Annotated in this window: 15 protein-coding genes; 8 read left to right on the top strand and 7 right to left on the bottom strand. The window is 64.1% G+C overall.

Annotated features, from left to right (window positions below):
* The first annotated feature begins 28 nt into the window (after nt 1-28).
* Complete coding sequence (locus EB230_RS00810) at nt 29-289, top strand: hypothetical protein (RefSeq protein ID WP_056569627.1); 261 nt, start codon at nt 29-31, stop codon at nt 287-289.
* Between the two features lie 171 nt (nt 290-460).
* Nucleotides 461-1,384, top strand: coding sequence for a DMT family transporter (locus EB230_RS00805; RefSeq protein ID WP_056569630.1), 924 nt, complete (start codon nt 461-463; stop codon nt 1,382-1,384).
* Nucleotides 1,385-1,456: 72 nt separating this feature from the next.
* Here EB230_RS00805 and EB230_RS00800 read toward each other — a convergent pair whose 3' ends face one another.
* Entirely contained in the window at nt 1,457-2,359 is a 903-nt protein-coding gene (locus EB230_RS00800; RefSeq protein WP_056569633.1) for a phosphotransferase family protein, read from the bottom strand.
* Nucleotides 2,360-2,464: 105 nt separating this feature from the next.
* Between EB230_RS00800 and EB230_RS00795 the strand changes: the two genes are divergently transcribed.
* The gene (locus EB230_RS00795) at nt 2,465-3,097 is read left to right on the top strand and encodes a class I SAM-dependent methyltransferase (protein WP_056569636.1); all 633 of its coding nucleotides are present in this window, start codon (nt 2,465-2,467) and stop codon (nt 3,095-3,097) included.
* Nucleotides 3,098-3,192: 95 nt separating this feature from the next.
* Here EB230_RS00795 and EB230_RS00790 read toward each other — a convergent pair whose 3' ends face one another.
* The gene (locus EB230_RS00790) at nt 3,193-5,634 is read right to left on the bottom strand and encodes an FAD-dependent oxidoreductase (RefSeq protein ID WP_056569639.1); all 2,442 of its coding nucleotides are present in this window, start codon (nt 5,632-5,634) and stop codon (nt 3,193-3,195) included.
* Entirely contained in the window at nt 5,631-6,518 is an 888-nt protein-coding gene (locus EB230_RS00785; protein ID WP_056570409.1) for a phosphotransferase family protein, read from the bottom strand. The genes EB230_RS00790 and EB230_RS00785 overlap by 4 nt, the downstream gene beginning before the upstream one ends.
* Nucleotides 6,519-6,930: 412 nt before the next feature.
* On the opposite strand from EB230_RS00785, the gene EB230_RS00780 reads away from it, so the two are divergent.
* Nucleotides 6,931-7,707 carry a DeoR/GlpR family DNA-binding transcription regulator gene (locus tag EB230_RS00780; protein WP_056569642.1) on the top strand — a complete coding sequence of 259 codons (777 nt, stop codon included), beginning with the start codon at nt 6,931-6,933 and terminating at the stop codon, nt 7,705-7,707.
* Here EB230_RS00780 and EB230_RS00775 read toward each other — a convergent pair.
* The 4 genes from EB230_RS00775 to EB230_RS00760 form a co-directional block, all read right to left on the bottom strand.
* Nucleotides 7,704-8,603, bottom strand: a complete 900-nt coding sequence (locus EB230_RS00775; protein ID WP_056569644.1) for an NAD(P)/FAD-dependent oxidoreductase — start codon at nt 8,601-8,603, stop codon at nt 7,704-7,706. The two genes, EB230_RS00780 and EB230_RS00775, sit on opposite strands and share 4 nt — an antisense overlap.
* Nucleotides 8,593-9,042: an Rrf2 family transcriptional regulator gene (locus EB230_RS00770; RefSeq protein WP_056569647.1), complete on the bottom strand. Its 450-nt coding sequence runs from the start codon at nt 9,040-9,042 to the stop codon at nt 8,593-8,595. Before EB230_RS00770 ends, EB230_RS00775 begins: the two co-directional genes overlap by 11 nt.
* 66 nt (nt 9,043-9,108) lie before the next feature.
* Complete coding sequence (locus EB230_RS00765) at nt 9,109-10,470, bottom strand: HAMP domain-containing sensor histidine kinase (RefSeq protein ID WP_056569650.1); 1,362 nt, start codon at nt 10,468-10,470, stop codon at nt 9,109-9,111.
* A gap of 10 nt (nt 10,471-10,480) precedes the next feature.
* Nucleotides 10,481-11,155: a response regulator transcription factor gene (locus EB230_RS00760; RefSeq protein WP_056569652.1), complete on the bottom strand. Its 675-nt coding sequence runs from the start codon at nt 11,153-11,155 to the stop codon at nt 10,481-10,483.
* Nucleotides 11,156-11,446: 291 nt separating this feature from the next.
* Here EB230_RS00760 and EB230_RS00755 point away from each other — a divergent pair, with 291 nt between their 5' ends.
* The 4 genes from EB230_RS00755 (at nt 11,447) to EB230_RS00740 (ending at nt 15,023) form a co-directional block, all read left to right on the top strand.
* A complete protein-coding gene (locus EB230_RS00755; RefSeq protein ID WP_056569655.1) occupies nt 11,447-12,046 on the top strand; it encodes an rRNA adenine N-6-methyltransferase family protein in 600 nt (199 codons plus the stop codon).
* Nucleotides 12,043-12,660, top strand: a complete 618-nt coding sequence (locus tag EB230_RS00750; protein ID WP_056569657.1) for a DedA family protein — start codon at nt 12,043-12,045, stop codon at nt 12,658-12,660. Before EB230_RS00755 ends, EB230_RS00750 begins: the two co-directional genes overlap by 4 nt.
* An 81-nt stretch (nt 12,661-12,741) precedes the next feature.
* Nucleotides 12,742-13,653 carry a LysR substrate-binding domain-containing protein gene (locus EB230_RS00745; RefSeq protein ID WP_056569659.1) on the top strand — a complete coding sequence of 304 codons (912 nt, stop codon included), beginning with the start codon at nt 12,742-12,744 and terminating at the stop codon, nt 13,651-13,653.
* Nucleotides 13,654-13,868: 215 nt separating this feature from the next.
* Entirely contained in the window at nt 13,869-15,023 is a 1,155-nt protein-coding gene (locus EB230_RS00740) for an ABC transporter substrate-binding protein (protein WP_056570411.1), read from the top strand.
* Nucleotides 15,024-15,027 lie beyond the last annotated feature (4 nt).

Genomic DNA, 15,027 nt, shown 5'->3' with positions numbered 1-15,027 from the left:
TACTCCACTTTTAATCGAGGAGGGTTCCATGTGGCGCAAGACTCTTGTGGCGATGGCGCTGACGGCGCTTTGCGCCGGCTGCACGACGATGTCGGCGGAGGATCGACGCGCCGCCGACGAAGCCAAATGCCGGTCCTACGGTTTTCTCAAGAAGAATGACGCGTTCGCCGAATGCCTGCAGCGCATTGATCTCGATCGCCGCGCGGAACTGAGAAACACGCCGGACTTCGATCCCTGGAACCGGCCGGTGATCTATCGGCCGATCATCGTCAGGCCGCAACCGAAGTAGGTTGGGACGGGCCAGAGCCAGCCGATTCCCGGTGCTGGCCTTGCCGATTTCGGGATTTCTCCTCGTCAAAGCCGCCGCTTCCGTCTACGACGCGGCCTGGAGCAATTCCAGGAAAGTATAAGACGGTCTTTCCACAGGAATGCTCTACGCGAGGGAGGAATCGGGATCGGCATGACGCAGCCCGTGGCGCAGAATTCCACAATCAGGAACGTTCTTCTGGCCGGCATTCTGCTGATGCTGGCCGGCGATTTCATGTTTGCGCTGAACGATGCGATGGGCAAATGGCTGGTCGCAAGCTTCTCCGTCGGTCAGGTGGTGCTGATCCGCTCTGTCGGCGCCTTCATCGTGCTCGGCCCGATGATCGCCAACCAGGGCCCCGCAAAGCTTTTCCACTTGGAGCGGCCTATCCTCCAACTCCTGCGCGTGCTCGCGACCACGGCCGATACCGGGCTGTTCTACGCCGCGGTCGTCTATCTCCCGCTCGCCGACGTGATGAGCTTCTACATGGCCGGACCGATCTACGTTGCGGCGCTGTCGCACCTGCTGCTGGGCGAGAAGGTCGGCTGGCGGCGCTGGCTGGCGATCCTGCTCGGTTTCTGCGGCGTGCTGATCATCCTGAAGCCGTCCTCGGAGGCGTTCTCGCTATCCTCGGCCTTCGCCCTCGTCGGCAGCATCGCCTTTGCCTTCGCCATCATCCTCAACCGGCGTTTGCGCGGCACCAGCGACACCAACCTTGTGACATGGCAGACGATCGGCACGTTGCTGGTCGGCGGCGCGCTGACCATCGGCGCGTGGCGGACACCGTCGGCGCTCGATTTCGGCGCCATGCTCCTGCTTGGCATCGTCTCCTGTGCCGCCCATCTGATGATCACCAGGGCATTGAAGCTGGCGCCGGCCTCGACGCTGGCACCGCTGCACTACACGCTGCTGCTATGGGCCGTGGTGTTCGGACTGGTGTTCTTCGGTGACGTCCCCGGCCCGCGCATCCTGATCGGCTCCGCCATCGTCGTTCTGGCCGGCATCTTCATTTTCCACCGCCAAAAGGTGGTCGACACCACGGTGCCGCCCGAAAATGTGCCGAAGGGTGTGAATTGACGCCTGTCGCCCAAAAGTGCGCGGCGTTCCTGGGACGGCGGCACGGATAAGATTTAAATCCGGATTGCGGGGCTAACCCCGGCGTATTGCCGCCAGATGCCGCGAAAACTCCGGCGTCTCCATCAACGCCTTGCAGCGCGCGAAGCGGCCGTCGGCATAGGCACGGAAATCGTCGGCGGGATTGTCGTTGGCAAGCTGGATCAGCCCCCACAGCGTCCACAGCAGGTCGCACATCGCCTTGTAGATGACGACACGTCCGCGCTCCGCCGGTTTCGCCTCGCCGCCGAAATAGGCGCGCATCAGCTCTTCGTCCTGCGTAGCGTCGAACTTGCCTTCGACACTGAGGTCGCCGAGATCCCAGAGCGGGTCGTTCATCCCCGAATATTCCCAGTCGACGATCCACATCCGCTCGCCCGTATCGAGGAAGTTCTCGCACAGCGGATCGCAATGGCAGGCGACGAGCGGCAGGGGATGGGTGGCCAGCGCCGAGCGCACGCTCCCGGCCTCGCGAACCACGTCATGATAGCCGGCGGGCAGGGCGACGTCCTTGGTCGACAGGACCTTGAGATAGTCGTCGATCATCGCGAACAGTTCGAAGCGGAAAGGAAACACCGCACCGGACGCGTGCAGCTTGCGGAACGCTTCGCCGGCGCGGGCGGGGCTGCCCGGCCGTTCCCTGAATTTCTCCGGTGACATCGTTTCCGCACCGGCGATGAAGCGCGTCACCATCACGCCGGTGCCGGCGTCGGCATGCAGCACTTCGGGGCTGACGCCGGCCTTTGCCGCCTCGCGCGCCGCCACCGCTTCGTTGGCGCGGTTGATGTATTCCTCGGTGCCCTTGCCCGGAATGCGCAGGCAGAAGTCGCCGGCCTTGAAGACGAGATTGGTGAGGCCGCCAAGCCGGTCCAGTGGTCCGGCATAGTCGGCCAGCACCGGAATGGCGGCAAGTTCTGCCCGCGCCTCGTCTGTCACCATGCCTGCGCCCCCACGCGATTATTTCTCATCGCAACGGTTCCACAATTTTCGCCGTTTGGCTATCATCCGATCGTGGTGAGCAAGAGAGCGGCTGGCGGAACGGCGATGGTGGACGGCAAACATCATGGGGCACTCGGCGCCGCCTACGCGTCGAAGCGGCCAGAGGAAGTGGCCGCCCTCTATGACCGTTGGTCGCAGACCTATGACGCCGACATGTCAGCCGCCGGTTATCGCCATCCGACGATCTGCCTCGCCTTGCTCGCCCGCCATCTGCCGCGTGGCTTGGCGCCGCTGCTCGATGCCGGCGCGGGCACCGGGCTCATCGGTGAATGGTTGAACATTGCGGGCTATCCCGAAGTCGAGGCGCTGGACATCTCGCAAGGCATGCTGGATCAGGCCGCCCGCAAAGGGGTTTATTCCGCGCTGCATTGCCTCGCGCTTGGCGGTAGGCTGCCTTTTGCCGACAATGCCTATGCCGGAATCGTTTCGGCCGGCGTCTTCACCTCGGGCCATGTCGGCGTCGAAGGGCTGGACGACCTGATCCGCATCTGCCGGCCCGGCGGGGTGATCGTGCTGACGGTCAAGAACACGCTGTGGGATCAGGGTTTTGCAGCGCGCATCGCCGAACTCGAGGCGCAAGGCATCGTCACCCGCGCCGAGGAGACACGCCCTTACGTCTCCATGCCAGGCGAGGCCGACACCGTGCCCAGCCGGGGCCTTGTCCTGCGGGTAAACTGAAGCAATTCCAGGAAAAACCGTGTCGCTGTTTTCCCTTGGGAATTGCGTCAACACAAAGAGGCGGTTCGGCGTTTCCGTGAACCGATGAACCTTATCTAGGCCTTTACCCTCTCCGCCGCTGGATCGTACATCGGCTCGAGATGGATCTTGGCCGGCGTCCGCTCCATAGCGACCACCAGTTCATAGTCGCCCGAGGCGAGGAAATCGTCGCTCACCCCGTCGCCGTTGCGCACATAGCCGTAGCCGATATTCCTGCCGATCGTGTAGCCATAGCCGCCGCTGGTCAGGTAACCGACCGGCTCGCCATCGCGCAGGATGGTCTCCCGGCCGAGCAGCACGATCTCCGGATTGTCGACCGTGAAGCCGGCAAAGCGCTTCTTCAAAGGCATGCCATCGAGTTTCTCGAGCGCGCGCCGTCCGACGAAATCGGTGTTCTTGCGCAGCTTGACCGCCCAGCCGAGCCCGGCTTCCTGCGGCGTGTCGTTGGGCGTGATGTCGGAGCCCCAGGCGCGGTAGCCCTTTTCCAGGCGCAGCGATTCCAGCGCCCGGTAGCCGACCGGGCGGATGCGGTGCTTCTCGCCCGCCGCCGTCAATGCGTCGAAGACTTCACCAGTGGCCGCGATCGGCACATGCAATTCCCAGCCGAGTTCGCCCACATAAGTGACGCGCAGCGCCCGCACCGTGTGGCCGGCAATGGCGATCTCGCGCACATGGCCGAACGGGAATGCCGTGTTCGACACATCGGCCTCGGTCACCGCGGAAAGCACATCGCGGGCGCGCGGTCCCATCAGCGACAGCGTGCCGAATTCCTCGGTGACATCGGTCAGGTTGGCATCGAGGCCCTCGTCGATATGGTCGCGGATCCAGGAGGCGTCATGCGTGCGGAAACCGGTGCCGGTGACGATATAGAATTTGTCCTCGGCCAGCCGCGCCACGGTCAGGTCGGCCTCTATGCCGCCGCGCGTGTTGAGAAGCTGGGTGTAGGTCAGCCGGCCGACCGGCTTGCTGACATCGTTGGCGCAGATCCAGTCCAGCGCCTTGGCCGCATCGGGTCCGCTCAGCTCGTATTTGGCGAAGGACGACTGGTCGAAGATGCCGACATGCTCGCGCACATGCCGGTGTTCGTCGCCGACCGCCGCGAACCAGTTCTGCCGGCCCATGGAATAGATGTCGTGTGGCTCGACGCCTTCGGGCGCGAACCAGTTCGGCCGCTCCCAGCCGAGCTTGGAGCCGAATACCGCGCGCCGCTGCTTCAGCCTGTCGTAGAGCGGCGAGATGATGCGCGGCCGGCCGCTGGCATATTCCTCGTGCGGGAAGCCGATCGTATAGTGCTTGCCATAGGCCTCCAGCGTGCGCTCGCACACCCATTGCCGGTCGCGGTGCAGGGCGGAAAACCGTCTAATGTCGACCACCCACAGGTCGAGCGGCGCCTCGCCGTCGACCACCCACTGCGCCAGCACCCAGCCGGCGCCGCCGCCGGACGCGATGCCGAAGGCGTTGAAGCCGGCGCCGACGAACATGTTGGCGCATTCGGGTGCCGTGCCGAGAATGAAATTGCCGTCCGGCGTAAAGCTTTCCGGTCCGTTGATCATCTGCTTGACGCCGACGGTTTCCAGCGCCGGCACCCGCGCGATCGCCTGTGTCATGTGCTGTTCGAAATGGTCGTAGTCGTCGTCGAACAGCCGGAATTCCCAGTCGTCGGGCACGTCACCCGTCGTCCATGCCTGCGGGTTGGGCTCATAGCCGCCCATCACCAGCCCGCCGACCTCCTCCTTGAAATAGGTGCGCCGGTCGGGGTCGCGCAGCGTCGGCGCGTCGGTCGCCAGTCCATCGATCTTCTCGGTGATGATGTATTGGTGCTTCACCGGCTGTAGCGGGACATTGATGCCGGCCATGGCGCCCACCTGCCGCGCCCATTGGCCGGCGCAGTTCACCACCTTGTCGCAGGCGATGTCGCCTTGATTGGTCTTAACGGCCGTGATGCGGCCGCCCTTCATCTCGAAACCGGTGACGCGGACATCCTCCAACAGCTTCGCGCCATGCATGCGCGCGCCCTTGGCCAGCGACTGCGTGATGTCGGAAGGGCTCGCCTGACCGTCGGTCGGCAGCCAGGAGGCGCCGACGAGATCGCCGGTTTCCATCAGCGGCCACATCGCCTTGACCTCGTCCGGCGACAAAAGATGCATGTCCATGCCGAAGCTCTTCGCCGTCGTCGCCAGCCTTTTGTATTCGGTCCAGCGGTCGGCATTGGTGGCGAGCCTCAGGCAGCCGGTCATCTTCCAGCCGGTGGCAAGACCGGTTTCAGCTTCCAGTCCCTTGTAGAGGTCGACCGAATATTTGAGCACCCGGGTGATCGATGCCGACGAGCGCAATTGCCCGACCAGACCGGCGGCGTGCCAGGTCGAGCCCGAGGTCAGCTTGCCCTGTTCGAGCAGCACGACGTCGGCCTTGTGATCGCGCGCGAGATGATAGGCCGTCGAGCAGCCGATGATGCCGCCGCCGATGACGACGATGGCGGCCTGGCTGGGCAAGGTCATGATTTCAGGATCCCGTATTTTGTCTGGTAGTTTTCCAGCGCCGCGTCGAGCCGCACCAGGTTTTCTTCGGTGTACGCGACGTAGTCGATGCCTGGCGCGTCGAGATAGAGTTCCGACACCATGCTCCACATCGCCTCGCGCAACAGCGAGGCGCATTGCATGGCGGCGTGCGAGCGGCGGATCGCATCGTCTGGTTCCTTCATGAAATAGGCGGTCAGGAAGGCGAAGGATTCCTCGTCGCTCATGCCCGCGTTCGAAGCGACGCCGGCAAGGTCGAACATCGCCGTGTTAAAGCCGGCATATTCGAAATCGATCAGCCACAGCCTGCTGCCGTCGTCGAGAATGTTTGCCGGCAAAAGGTCGTTGTGGCCGAAGACGATCGGCAGCAATTTCTGCGCCCGCTCCAACTCGTCTGCCAGCGTCAGCAGCCGTGGCAAGTCACCGCGCTTGCGGCTGCCGCCTTCCTCGAGCGTGCGCGCGTAGTCGCGAATGACGTGGAAGACCCAGAACATGAAGCCGGCGCCGGAAATATGGTTGGGCATCTCCCGATGGAAGCCGCGCATCAAGGCCGCGACGCGGCCGAGATTGGCGCGCACGTCCTCGGCAAGATAGGTCCTGGCGCCAAGGAACGCCGTCACCATGATGCCCGGTTCGGCGTAATGGACCGCCGGCGCGAAACCGGCGGCGTGGGCCGCGCGCGCGGTCATCACCTCGCGTTCGCGGAAGACATGGTGGAATGGGTAGTCCTGACCGAACCGCACGACATGCCGTCCGGCACCGTCGCTGACTACATAATTGGCGTTGCTCAGGCCGCCGGGCAGCGGGGCGATCTCGATGGCGCCGGTCCAGCAGGGCAGGGCACGGATGCGGTCTTCGGCAATCACGGGATCATCCCTGGTTTGCTGGGCTTCGACAAGGCGCCATGGACAGCGCAGCGACGGCGGGGAGAAGCGCAAATAATCTCGCCGGTGCGGGACGCCAGGATCGGTATCCCGCACCGCACCGACGAGCCCCTTGGCCAGGTTTTTGATCCCGGCATCCGCCCCCGCGGATCTGAAAATTCCTTGCGCCAGGCACGTTCGAGACTGCCCGGCCAGTGAGTTGCGGCTCTGCCATCGCCCTCCCGTTGCAGCTCCGAAACGCCTGTCGATCAACGGATTTCACGCCAAGGTTGCCCGGTTGTCAACAAAAAGATGTGACTTTTTTTGGGTATTTTGCCCGAAACCAGAAGTCGATCCCTTTAAAAGCGCTTGAATTACCTTAAAACCGGTCAAAAGCCTAAGTCTGGGAAACCCAATGGTCCATTCCAAACGCCACGGCGAGATCCTTCGGCTGCTGCAGGAAGAGGGAACCGTCACCATTGCCAGCCTCGCCGACCGGCTGGGTGTTTCGCTCGAAACCGTGCGCCGCGACGTCAAGCCGCTCACCGCTGATGGGTCGGTGCTGAAGATGCATGGCGCGATAGGCCTGCCGTCGATGATCGGCGAAGCGCCGTTCGAGCGACGCATGCGTGAGAATGCCGATGCCAAGCGCGTCATCGCCCGCATGGTCGCCGCCACCATCCGCGATGGCGAGTCCATCATGCTCGATACCGGCACCACGACCTCTTTCCTGGCGCGGGAACTGCTCGGCCACCGGCGGCTGACGGTCGTCACCAATTCGTCTGATATCGCCCGCACGCTGGCCACGATCAACGGCAACAAGGTCTATATGGCCGGCGGCGAACTGCGCAGTGATTCCGGGGCCGCGTTCGGGATTTCGGCCATCGAGTTCGTCAGCCGCTTCTCCGTCAGCCATGCCATCATCTCCACCGGTGCCGTCGATGCCGTGACGGGTGTCATGGACTATGATCTGGAGGAGGCGGAATTCGCCCGCATGGTGCTGTCACGCGGCCAGCGCTCGCTCGTCGTCACCGACCACACGAAATTCGGCCGCCAGGGCCTGGTCCAGGTCTGCGGCTTCGACGGCTTTTCCGAACTCGCCACCGACCGCGCGCCGCCGCACGATGTAGCCGCGGCGCTGGCGCAGGCGGGCGCGCGGCTCAGCATTGCCGGCGGCGAAGTCGCTTTTTAGCCGAACACCAAGGATTGGTGGGCGCACACGCCAGCGAAAGTCCCGCCCGATACGGCAAAGGCGATGTTGTGCATGGCGCGCGCCGCGTCGCCGGCAGCGTAGACGCCGGCGACTGTCGTCTGCTGCCGGTCATCGACCGTGATTATCGGGCCGAGGAAGCCGTCGGTGAAGCCGCAGCCGAGTTGTTCGGCCAGCGGGCTCGCCATCGTGTTGCGCGGTGCGGTGAACATCGCCCTGACACCAACCTGTCGGCCGCCGTCGAGGTGGACGATCAGGCCGCCGGAGCGGTCCTCGCTGAGTTCGCTGACCGTGGCGGGTTCGAACCTGATGGTCTTGGCCTCCATGGCGTGCATCTGCTCGGTGTCGGGCTCCATCTGGCCGTTGCCGAACAGCGTGACGTCGCCCCAGTCGGCAATCAATTGCGCCTGATGCATGGACATCGGGCCGGTTGCGAGCACGCCAAGTGGCCCGCCGGAAACCTCGAAGCCATGGCAATAGGGGCAGTGCAGCACGGTCTTGCCCCATTGCCCGGCAAGCCCGGGAACCTCCGGCAGGATGTCGCGCACGCCGGTGGCCAGAACCAGTCGCGCGGCGCCGAATGCCTCGCCGCCATCGGTGGTGATGTCGAAATCGCTGCTGCTGTTGGCGACGGCGTTGTTTGCCCGCGCCTGGATGAGCTTGGCTGTCGGATAGGCCAGCAATTGCCGCCTTGCATCGTCGAGTATGGCGCCGGGTGCGCGCCCGTCCTGGCCGAAAAAGCCATGCGAATGCGCGGCAAAGCGGTTGCGCGGCTGGCCGGCGTCGATCACCAGGACGTTGCGCCGGGCCCGCGCCGCCTGGATCGCGGCGGACAGGCCGGCAAAGCTGCCGCCGACGACGGCAAGGTCATATTGCATGGCTGGAGGCTCCGGTGAGGTCGTAACGACGGCGGAAATCGGCGGTCAGGTCGGCCAGCGTGATGCGGCTGAGCTTCTCCGCCAGCAGCCTCTCCGCCGCGATGCGGAAATCGTCGAGCACGGCGATCACGGCTTGCTCGACGAGACAGCCGGGGCTTTCCGGCTCGGTGCTGAACGGCAGCAGCGTCTCGCCAAGTGCCGCGCTGATCTCGGCCAGCGAGATTTCTTCGGGCGTGCGCCCGAGCAGCCAGCCGCCGCCATGCCCACGTGACGAGGTGACGATACCGGCGTCACGCAAGCCGGCGATGGTGCGGCGCACCACCACCGGATTGGTGTGGATGAAGGTGGCAAGCTGCTCGGAAGTCAGCGCCTGTTCGGGCTTCTCGGCCATGTGGACGAGAATGTGCAAGATGGATGAGAGCCGGCTGTTGCGTTTCATGCAACTTAATTAGTTACGATTTCGGCGATGTCAAACCCGCCAACGCTTTTTTTCGTTAAGGCAAAGCTATGTCGGCGAGGCGCGAAAACTCATCCGGAAGCAGGCGCCGCTCGGCTTGCCATCGAAAATCTCGATGTGCCCGCCATGTAGTTGCATGATTTCCTGCACGAGGTTGAGGCCGAGCCCCGCGCCGTGATCTTGAGGGCGCAGCCGGTAGAACGGCTCGAAGATGCGTTCGCGCTCGGCTGGCGGCACTCCGACGCCTTCGTCCCGCACCTCGATGACGGCCGGAGCGGTGACGCTGACGGTGATCTTGCCCGCGCGGCCGCCATGCTCGATGGCGTTCAGGACGATGTTGGTCACCGCGCGCTCGATGGCGGTACGGTCGCCGGTCGCGAAAACCGTGTCCTTTGCCGGCTCGAACGACATTTCATACCCGGCAGAGAACGCCATCGGCGCGAGATCGACGACGACGCCGCGCGCGATTGCCACGAGATCGACTTTCTCGAAAGGCAAAGTCTGCCGGTCGAGCCGTTGCAGGTCGAGCAATTGGTCGGTCAGCGTCGAAAGCCGTGCCGCGTCCTGCAGCAGCCGGGCCCGCTCGGGTGTTGCCGGCAGCGAGGCCAGGCGCGTGTTGAGGATGGCGACCGGTGTCCTGAGTTCATGGGCGGCATCGGTCAGGAAGCGCTTGTGGCGTTCATAGCCTTTGTCCAGGCGTGCGAGGGCGGCGTTCACCGCCTTGACCAGCGGCGCGACCTCCTTTGGCACATCCTTCAGCGGCAGCTGCACACCGCGCTGGTCGATGTCGATGCGCTCGGCCTCGGCCGCCGCATGGCCAAGCCCCGACAGCGCGCCGCGCACCACCCAGGGCGTCGCGAACAGCGTGGCAAGTGCCATCAATCCGGCCAGCGGCAATATGCCTTGCAGGAAGAATTGCGGCGCCTGTCCGAGCAGGCGCAGCAGCGAAAGCCCACCCTTGGTGCCGGTGAAGATCTGGACATTGCCGGCGGCCGTCTCGGTCCAGCGGATCTTTGCATCCGGCGGTGCGCTCTCGCCGATGGAATTGTCGATACGCGCGTCGCTGATGGTGTCCAGCAGGTCGGCGAAGGGCTGGAAGATGGCCGGCACCGTGCCTTCCTGCAGCCGCTGCCCCTGCTTGTCGCGGATGATGAACCACAGGCCGGGGATATCGGATCGCAGCTTCGTCAGATCCGAAGTCTCGCGCAGCACAAGCTTGCCGCCCGTATCGCGCGCCACGGCATCCGCCAGCACGTCCATCGTGCCGTCCTCATAGTCGTGCGGAATGAGGCCGGTGGCGAGCAACGCGCCGAGAATACCGACGATGATCAGCGTCAGCATCGCGCATTGCAGCAAGGCGATGCGCAGCACCAGGCTCCATTTGAGCGAACGCGGGCGTTTGAGGCTCATCGCTCGACACTCATGGCGTTTCGCGCAGGAGATAGCCGACGCCGCGAATGCCGTTGATCGTCACGCCGCTCTCCGCGTCGGCGAGCTTGCGGCGCAGGCGCGAGACATGGGTGTCGAGCGCGTTGGACTGGATCTCGTCGTCGAGGCCGAACACCGCTTCCATCAGCGCCTCGCGCTGCACCATGCGGCCGGTGCGCCGCATCAGCGCCTCCAGCACCAGCAGTTCGCGGCGCGGCAGGCTGAGCGGCTCGCCGCGGATCGCCGCCTCGCGATGTCCGACATCGAGCACCAGATGGCCGGCACGGATGAATTGCGACTGCATCGGCGCCGGCCGCCTGAGCAAAGCGCGCAAACGGGCCAGCAATTCCTCGAAGGCGAACGGCTTTGCCAGATAGTCGTCGGCGCCCATGTCCAGCCCGTCGACCTTGTCGGACGTTTCGCCCTTGGCCGTCAGCACCAGTACGGGCGTGGTGTTGTTCGCCGCGCGCAATCTCGGCACCAGCGACAGCCCGTCGCCATCCGGCAACTGGCGGTCGAGCAGGATGGCGTCGTAGCCGTCGACGGCAACGAAGCCTTCCGCATCGAGCAACGTGCCGGCGTGATCGACCACCATGTCGTGGCGCTTCAGCGCCGCACGCAGCGCCGAGACCATTTCGGGCTCGTCTTCGACCAGCAAGATACGCATCCACACTCCCCCGGCAACGAGCACACCGTATCGGGCGCTACCGCGCCAACATTGCGTAGACATGGCAAAGCCGAATGGCCCGAGACCGGCAAGTCCTTTCTTTGCGTCCGCGCTATTGCGCAATGTCTATGAAATCCAGCCACGGCAAACAGCGCCGGCCGGCAGGAATCGCCATGCCGGCATCAAGGTGTCGGGCCCGGATATGCAACGGATTCGGGTCCGACGCTGAAACGAAATCAAGCGGCACGCCAAATTGGTTGGGGTGCTGTTGTCCGGGATTGAGGTTTGCTTATGCCTGCACATGATGCCCTGTCTTTTCTCATGGCGTGGACCTTCGCGCCGTTCCGGGTCGGCTCCGTCACGCCGTCCAGTTCCAGCCTGGCGGCCTTGATGACGCGCGATATCGGTCCCGAAACCGGCCCCGTGCTGGAACTCGGTCCCGGGACCGGCCCGTTCACACGGGCGCTGCTGTCACGCGGGGTGAGGGAAGAGGATCTGACGTTGATCGAATCCGATCCGGATTTTGCGGCACTTCTCATGCGCCGCTTTCCCGCCGCCCGAATTTTCGAGACGGATGCCGTCGGTCTGCGCCATCTGTCGCTGTTTCCCGGGCCGGTGGTTGGCGCTGCCGTCAGCGGGTTGCCCTTCCGACTGATTTCGCCGCGCAAGACGCTTGCCATTCTCGAAGGCGTTTTCGCGAACCTTCGCCCGGGCGGGGCGCTCTATCAGTTCACGCTCGGCCGGCGCTGTCCGTTCGACCAGTCGTTGCTCGACCGGCTCGATCTCGAGGTCACGCGGGTCGGTCATACCTTTCGCAATTTCCCGCCGGCAACGGTCTATCGCGTCGCCAGGATCAAGACTGCTACGTCCTATGACTGGCGCTTCGCATGACCGGGCCGCTGTCGGCCATTCTCGGCTTCGGCCTGTTCGGCGTCTTCTGCCTTGCCTTCACCGAGAAGATCCTGCCGGTTCCGCCCTCGCATGTGCTGCTGCTGTTCCTCGGCATGACGGCTGCACCGGATGGCTTCACACTGGCGATCCTGCTGGTGGTGACGACGCTTGCCTCCTTCCTTGGCTGCCTTGTCTGGTATGGGGTTGGCCGCCGGATCGGATTCGACCGTGCCGATCGCCTGATCGAACGGGTCGGCAGATATGTCTTCCTGCGCCCCGCAACCTACCGCAAGCTCGGCCAGGCCTATCGCTGCAATCATGTCCGCGTATCGCTGCTGGCGCAGTTCATCCCGACAGTGCGCAACTACCTGCCGATCGCGGCGGGCGCCCTCAGTCTGCCGGCGTTGCCCTTCGCGATCGCGACGCTGCTCGGCGCCACCATTTGGAATGCGGGCTTCCTCCTGACAGGCTATCTCTTGCGCGGCAGCAGCCAGGATTCCTTCACGGTGGGCTTGCGCATCATCGTTATTGTCGTGGCGCTGGAAACGGCGTTCATGCTGGCATTGCGCTATGGGCCCGCATGGCGGCGGCGCATCCGGCTGGTGCTCGGCTGAGCGCGCTGCCCCAGTCTCCGGTCATGGGATAAGTTCCGCCGTCGGCTTTTCTTCGCCCGGCCGCCGGTGTTTAGTCCGGCGATGGCTTTCACCATCCGACAGTTGCAATTCTTCATCGCCGTCGCCGAGCAAGGCACGGTGTCGGGCGCGGCACAGAACCTCTCCATCTCGCAATCCTCGGTCACCGAAGCGATCAAGGAACTCGAAAGCGATCTCGGCGTCGAGCTGTTCGAGCGCCATCCCCGTGGCCTCAACATCACCCACAAGGGCCATCAATTCCTGCGTCATGCGACCAAGATCCTCGCCGACGTGTCCGATGCGCGACGCTCTTTCTCTGGCGAGCAGGCCGTGGCGGGCGGCCGGCTGCAGCTCGGCGTCACCTCGCTGGTCGCCGGCTATGTGCTGTCGGACCTGCTCGCCCGCTATCGCCGCGCCTATCCGGGCGTCGAGGTTTCGGCCATCGAGGACAATGGCGACTACCTTGAACATCTGCTGATCGGCGGCAAACTCGACATCGCCGTCATGGTCACTTCCAATTTGCGCGATCGCACGGCGCTGCAGTCCGAAATCCTCGAGGTCTCGGCCTACCGCCTGTGGCTGCCGCTCGGCCATCCGCTCGCCGGCGCCGACATCATCGGCATTGGCGACATCGCCGGCGAACCGCTGATCATGCTCACCGTCGACGAGATCGAGGAGAACACCGGCAAGCTGCTGACGGCGATCGGCGCCAAGCCGCATGTCGCCTTCCGCACCCGCTCGGTCGAGGCAGTGCGCAGCCTGGTCGCCACCGGGGCCGGCGTGGCGCTGCTGCCCGATCTTGTCTACCGGCCATGGTCGCTGGAAGGCGACCGCATCGAATCGCGCGATATTTCGGGCTCCTTGCCGGTGGTTCAGGTCGGCATGGTCTGGCGGCGCGGCTCCGGCCTGCCGCAGGCGGCACGGGACTTCGTCGGCCTTGCCCAGTCGCAGCGCACGGTCCGCCAACGCCCCTGATTGAAGAGCGTTCATCTATCGGAAAAACCGATATCGCCTTTCTGATAAATGAATTTGCGAAACCGGAATTTTCCAAGCACCTTCCGTTCCACGGACCAAGCCGCCACCAGAGCGACATCAAGTCCATAGGACGAACCGGCAGTTTTTCAGTCCGCGCTTGATCTGGCGAAAACCGGAGCGGTTTCGGGATCAGGCGCCAAAATGGGAGATCGATGATGAATTCATTCCTGAAGTCATGCACTGCGCTGACGGTCGCGCTGACCTTCTCGGGTCAGGCCATTGCCCAGGTCAAGGAACTCGGCAAGGGTGAAGGCCAGGTCAACATCGTTGCCTGGCCGGGCTATATCGAGCGCGGCGAGACCGACAAGGGCTATGACTGGGTTACCGCCTTCGAGAAGGAGAGCGGCTGCAAGGTCAACGTCAAGACCGCCAACACGTCCGACGAGATGGTCTCGCTGATGAACGAAGGCGGCTTCGACCTCGTCACGGCTTCAGGCGACGCCTCGCTGCGCCTGGTCGCCGGCAAGCGCGTGCAACCGATCAACACCGATCTCATCCCGAGCTGGAAGGCGGTCGACGATCGTCTCAAGGATGCGCCCTGGTTCACCGTCGACAAGGTGCACTACGGCGTTCCCTATCAGTGGGGCCCCAACATCCTGATGTACAACACCGAGGTGTTCAAGGAAGCGCCCAAGAGCTGGAACGTCGTCTTCGAGGAGATGAAGCTGCCGGACGGCAAATCCAACAAGGGGCGCGTCCAGGCTTACGACGGGCCGATCCACATCGCGGACGCCGCCAACTATCTGATGTTCCACAAGCCGGAACTCGGCATCAAGGACCCCTACGAGCTCAACGAAGACCAGTACAAGGCCGCTCTCGACCTGCTGCGCGTCCAGCGCACGCTGGTCGGCCGCTACTGGCACGATGCCGCCATCCAGGTCGACGATTTCCAGAATGAAGGCGTCGTGGCATCCGGTTCGTGGCCTTACCAGGTCAACACACTGGTCGCCGCCAAGAAGCCGGTCGCCTCGACCGTGCCGGAAGAAGGCGTCACCGGCTGGGCCGACACCACCATGATGGAAGCCGACGCGGCTCATCCGAACTGCGCCTATATGTGGCTTGAGCATTCGCTGTCCCCGAAAGTGCAGGGCGATGTTTCGGCCTGGTTCGGTTCGCTGCCGGTCGTGCCTGCGGCCTGCAAGGGCAATGAATTGCTCGGCGAGGAAGGCTGCAAGACCAACGGCTACGACAATTTCGACAAGATCAAGTTCTGGAAGACGCCGGTCTCGAAATGCGTCACCCAGAACGACCAGTGCGTGCCTTACTACCGCTGGGTGTCGGACTATATCGGCGTCATCGGCGGACGGTGATCGT

Origin of the sequence: Mesorhizobium sp. NZP2234 (assembly GCF_013170765.1) — a bacterium.
GTDB lineage: Bacteria > Pseudomonadota > Alphaproteobacteria > Rhizobiales > Rhizobiaceae > Mesorhizobium > Mesorhizobium loti_D.
This window is presented reverse-complemented; position numbering and strand designations above follow the sequence as displayed.

Bases quoted from the DNA above. Each gene is read 5' to 3' on its own strand.
- EB230_RS00750 (WP_056569657.1), top strand. From the start codon at position 12,043: ATGACCGGGCCGCTGTCGGCCATTCTCGGCTTCGGCCTGTTCGGCGTC.
- EB230_RS00770 (WP_056569647.1), bottom strand. From the start codon at position 9,042: ATGAAACGCAACAGCCGGCTCTCATCCATCTTGCACATTCTCGTCCAC.
- EB230_RS00780 (WP_056569642.1), top strand. From the start codon at position 6,931: ATGGTCCATTCCAAACGCCACGGCGAGATCCTTCGGCTGCTGCAGGAA.
- EB230_RS00745 (WP_056569659.1), top strand. From the start codon at position 12,742: ATGGCTTTCACCATCCGACAGTTGCAATTCTTCATCGCCGTCGCCGAG.
- EB230_RS00790 (WP_056569639.1), bottom strand. From the start codon at position 5,634: ATGACCTTGCCCAGCCAGGCCGCCATCGTCGTCATCGGCGGCGGCATC.
- EB230_RS00755 (WP_056569655.1), top strand. From the start codon at position 11,447: ATGCCTGCACATGATGCCCTGTCTTTTCTCATGGCGTGGACCTTCGCG.
- EB230_RS00760 (WP_056569652.1), bottom strand. From the start codon at position 11,155: ATGCGTATCTTGCTGGTCGAAGACGAGCCCGAAATGGTCTCGGCGCTG.
- EB230_RS00740 (WP_056570411.1), top strand. From the start codon at position 13,869: ATGAATTCATTCCTGAAGTCATGCACTGCGCTGACGGTCGCGCTGACC.
- EB230_RS00795 (WP_056569636.1), top strand. From the start codon at position 2,465: ATGGTGGACGGCAAACATCATGGGGCACTCGGCGCCGCCTACGCGTCG.
- EB230_RS00775 (WP_056569644.1), bottom strand. From the start codon at position 8,603: ATGCAATATGACCTTGCCGTCGTCGGCGGCAGCTTTGCCGGCCTGTCC.
- EB230_RS00800 (WP_056569633.1), bottom strand. From the start codon at position 2,359: ATGGTGACAGACGAGGCGCGGGCAGAACTTGCCGCCATTCCGGTGCTG.
- EB230_RS00765 (WP_056569650.1), bottom strand. From the start codon at position 10,470: ATGAGCCTCAAACGCCCGCGTTCGCTCAAATGGAGCCTGGTGCTGCGC.
- EB230_RS00810 (WP_056569627.1), top strand. From the start codon at position 29: ATGTGGCGCAAGACTCTTGTGGCGATGGCGCTGACGGCGCTTTGCGCC.
- EB230_RS00805 (WP_056569630.1), top strand. From the start codon at position 461: ATGACGCAGCCCGTGGCGCAGAATTCCACAATCAGGAACGTTCTTCTG.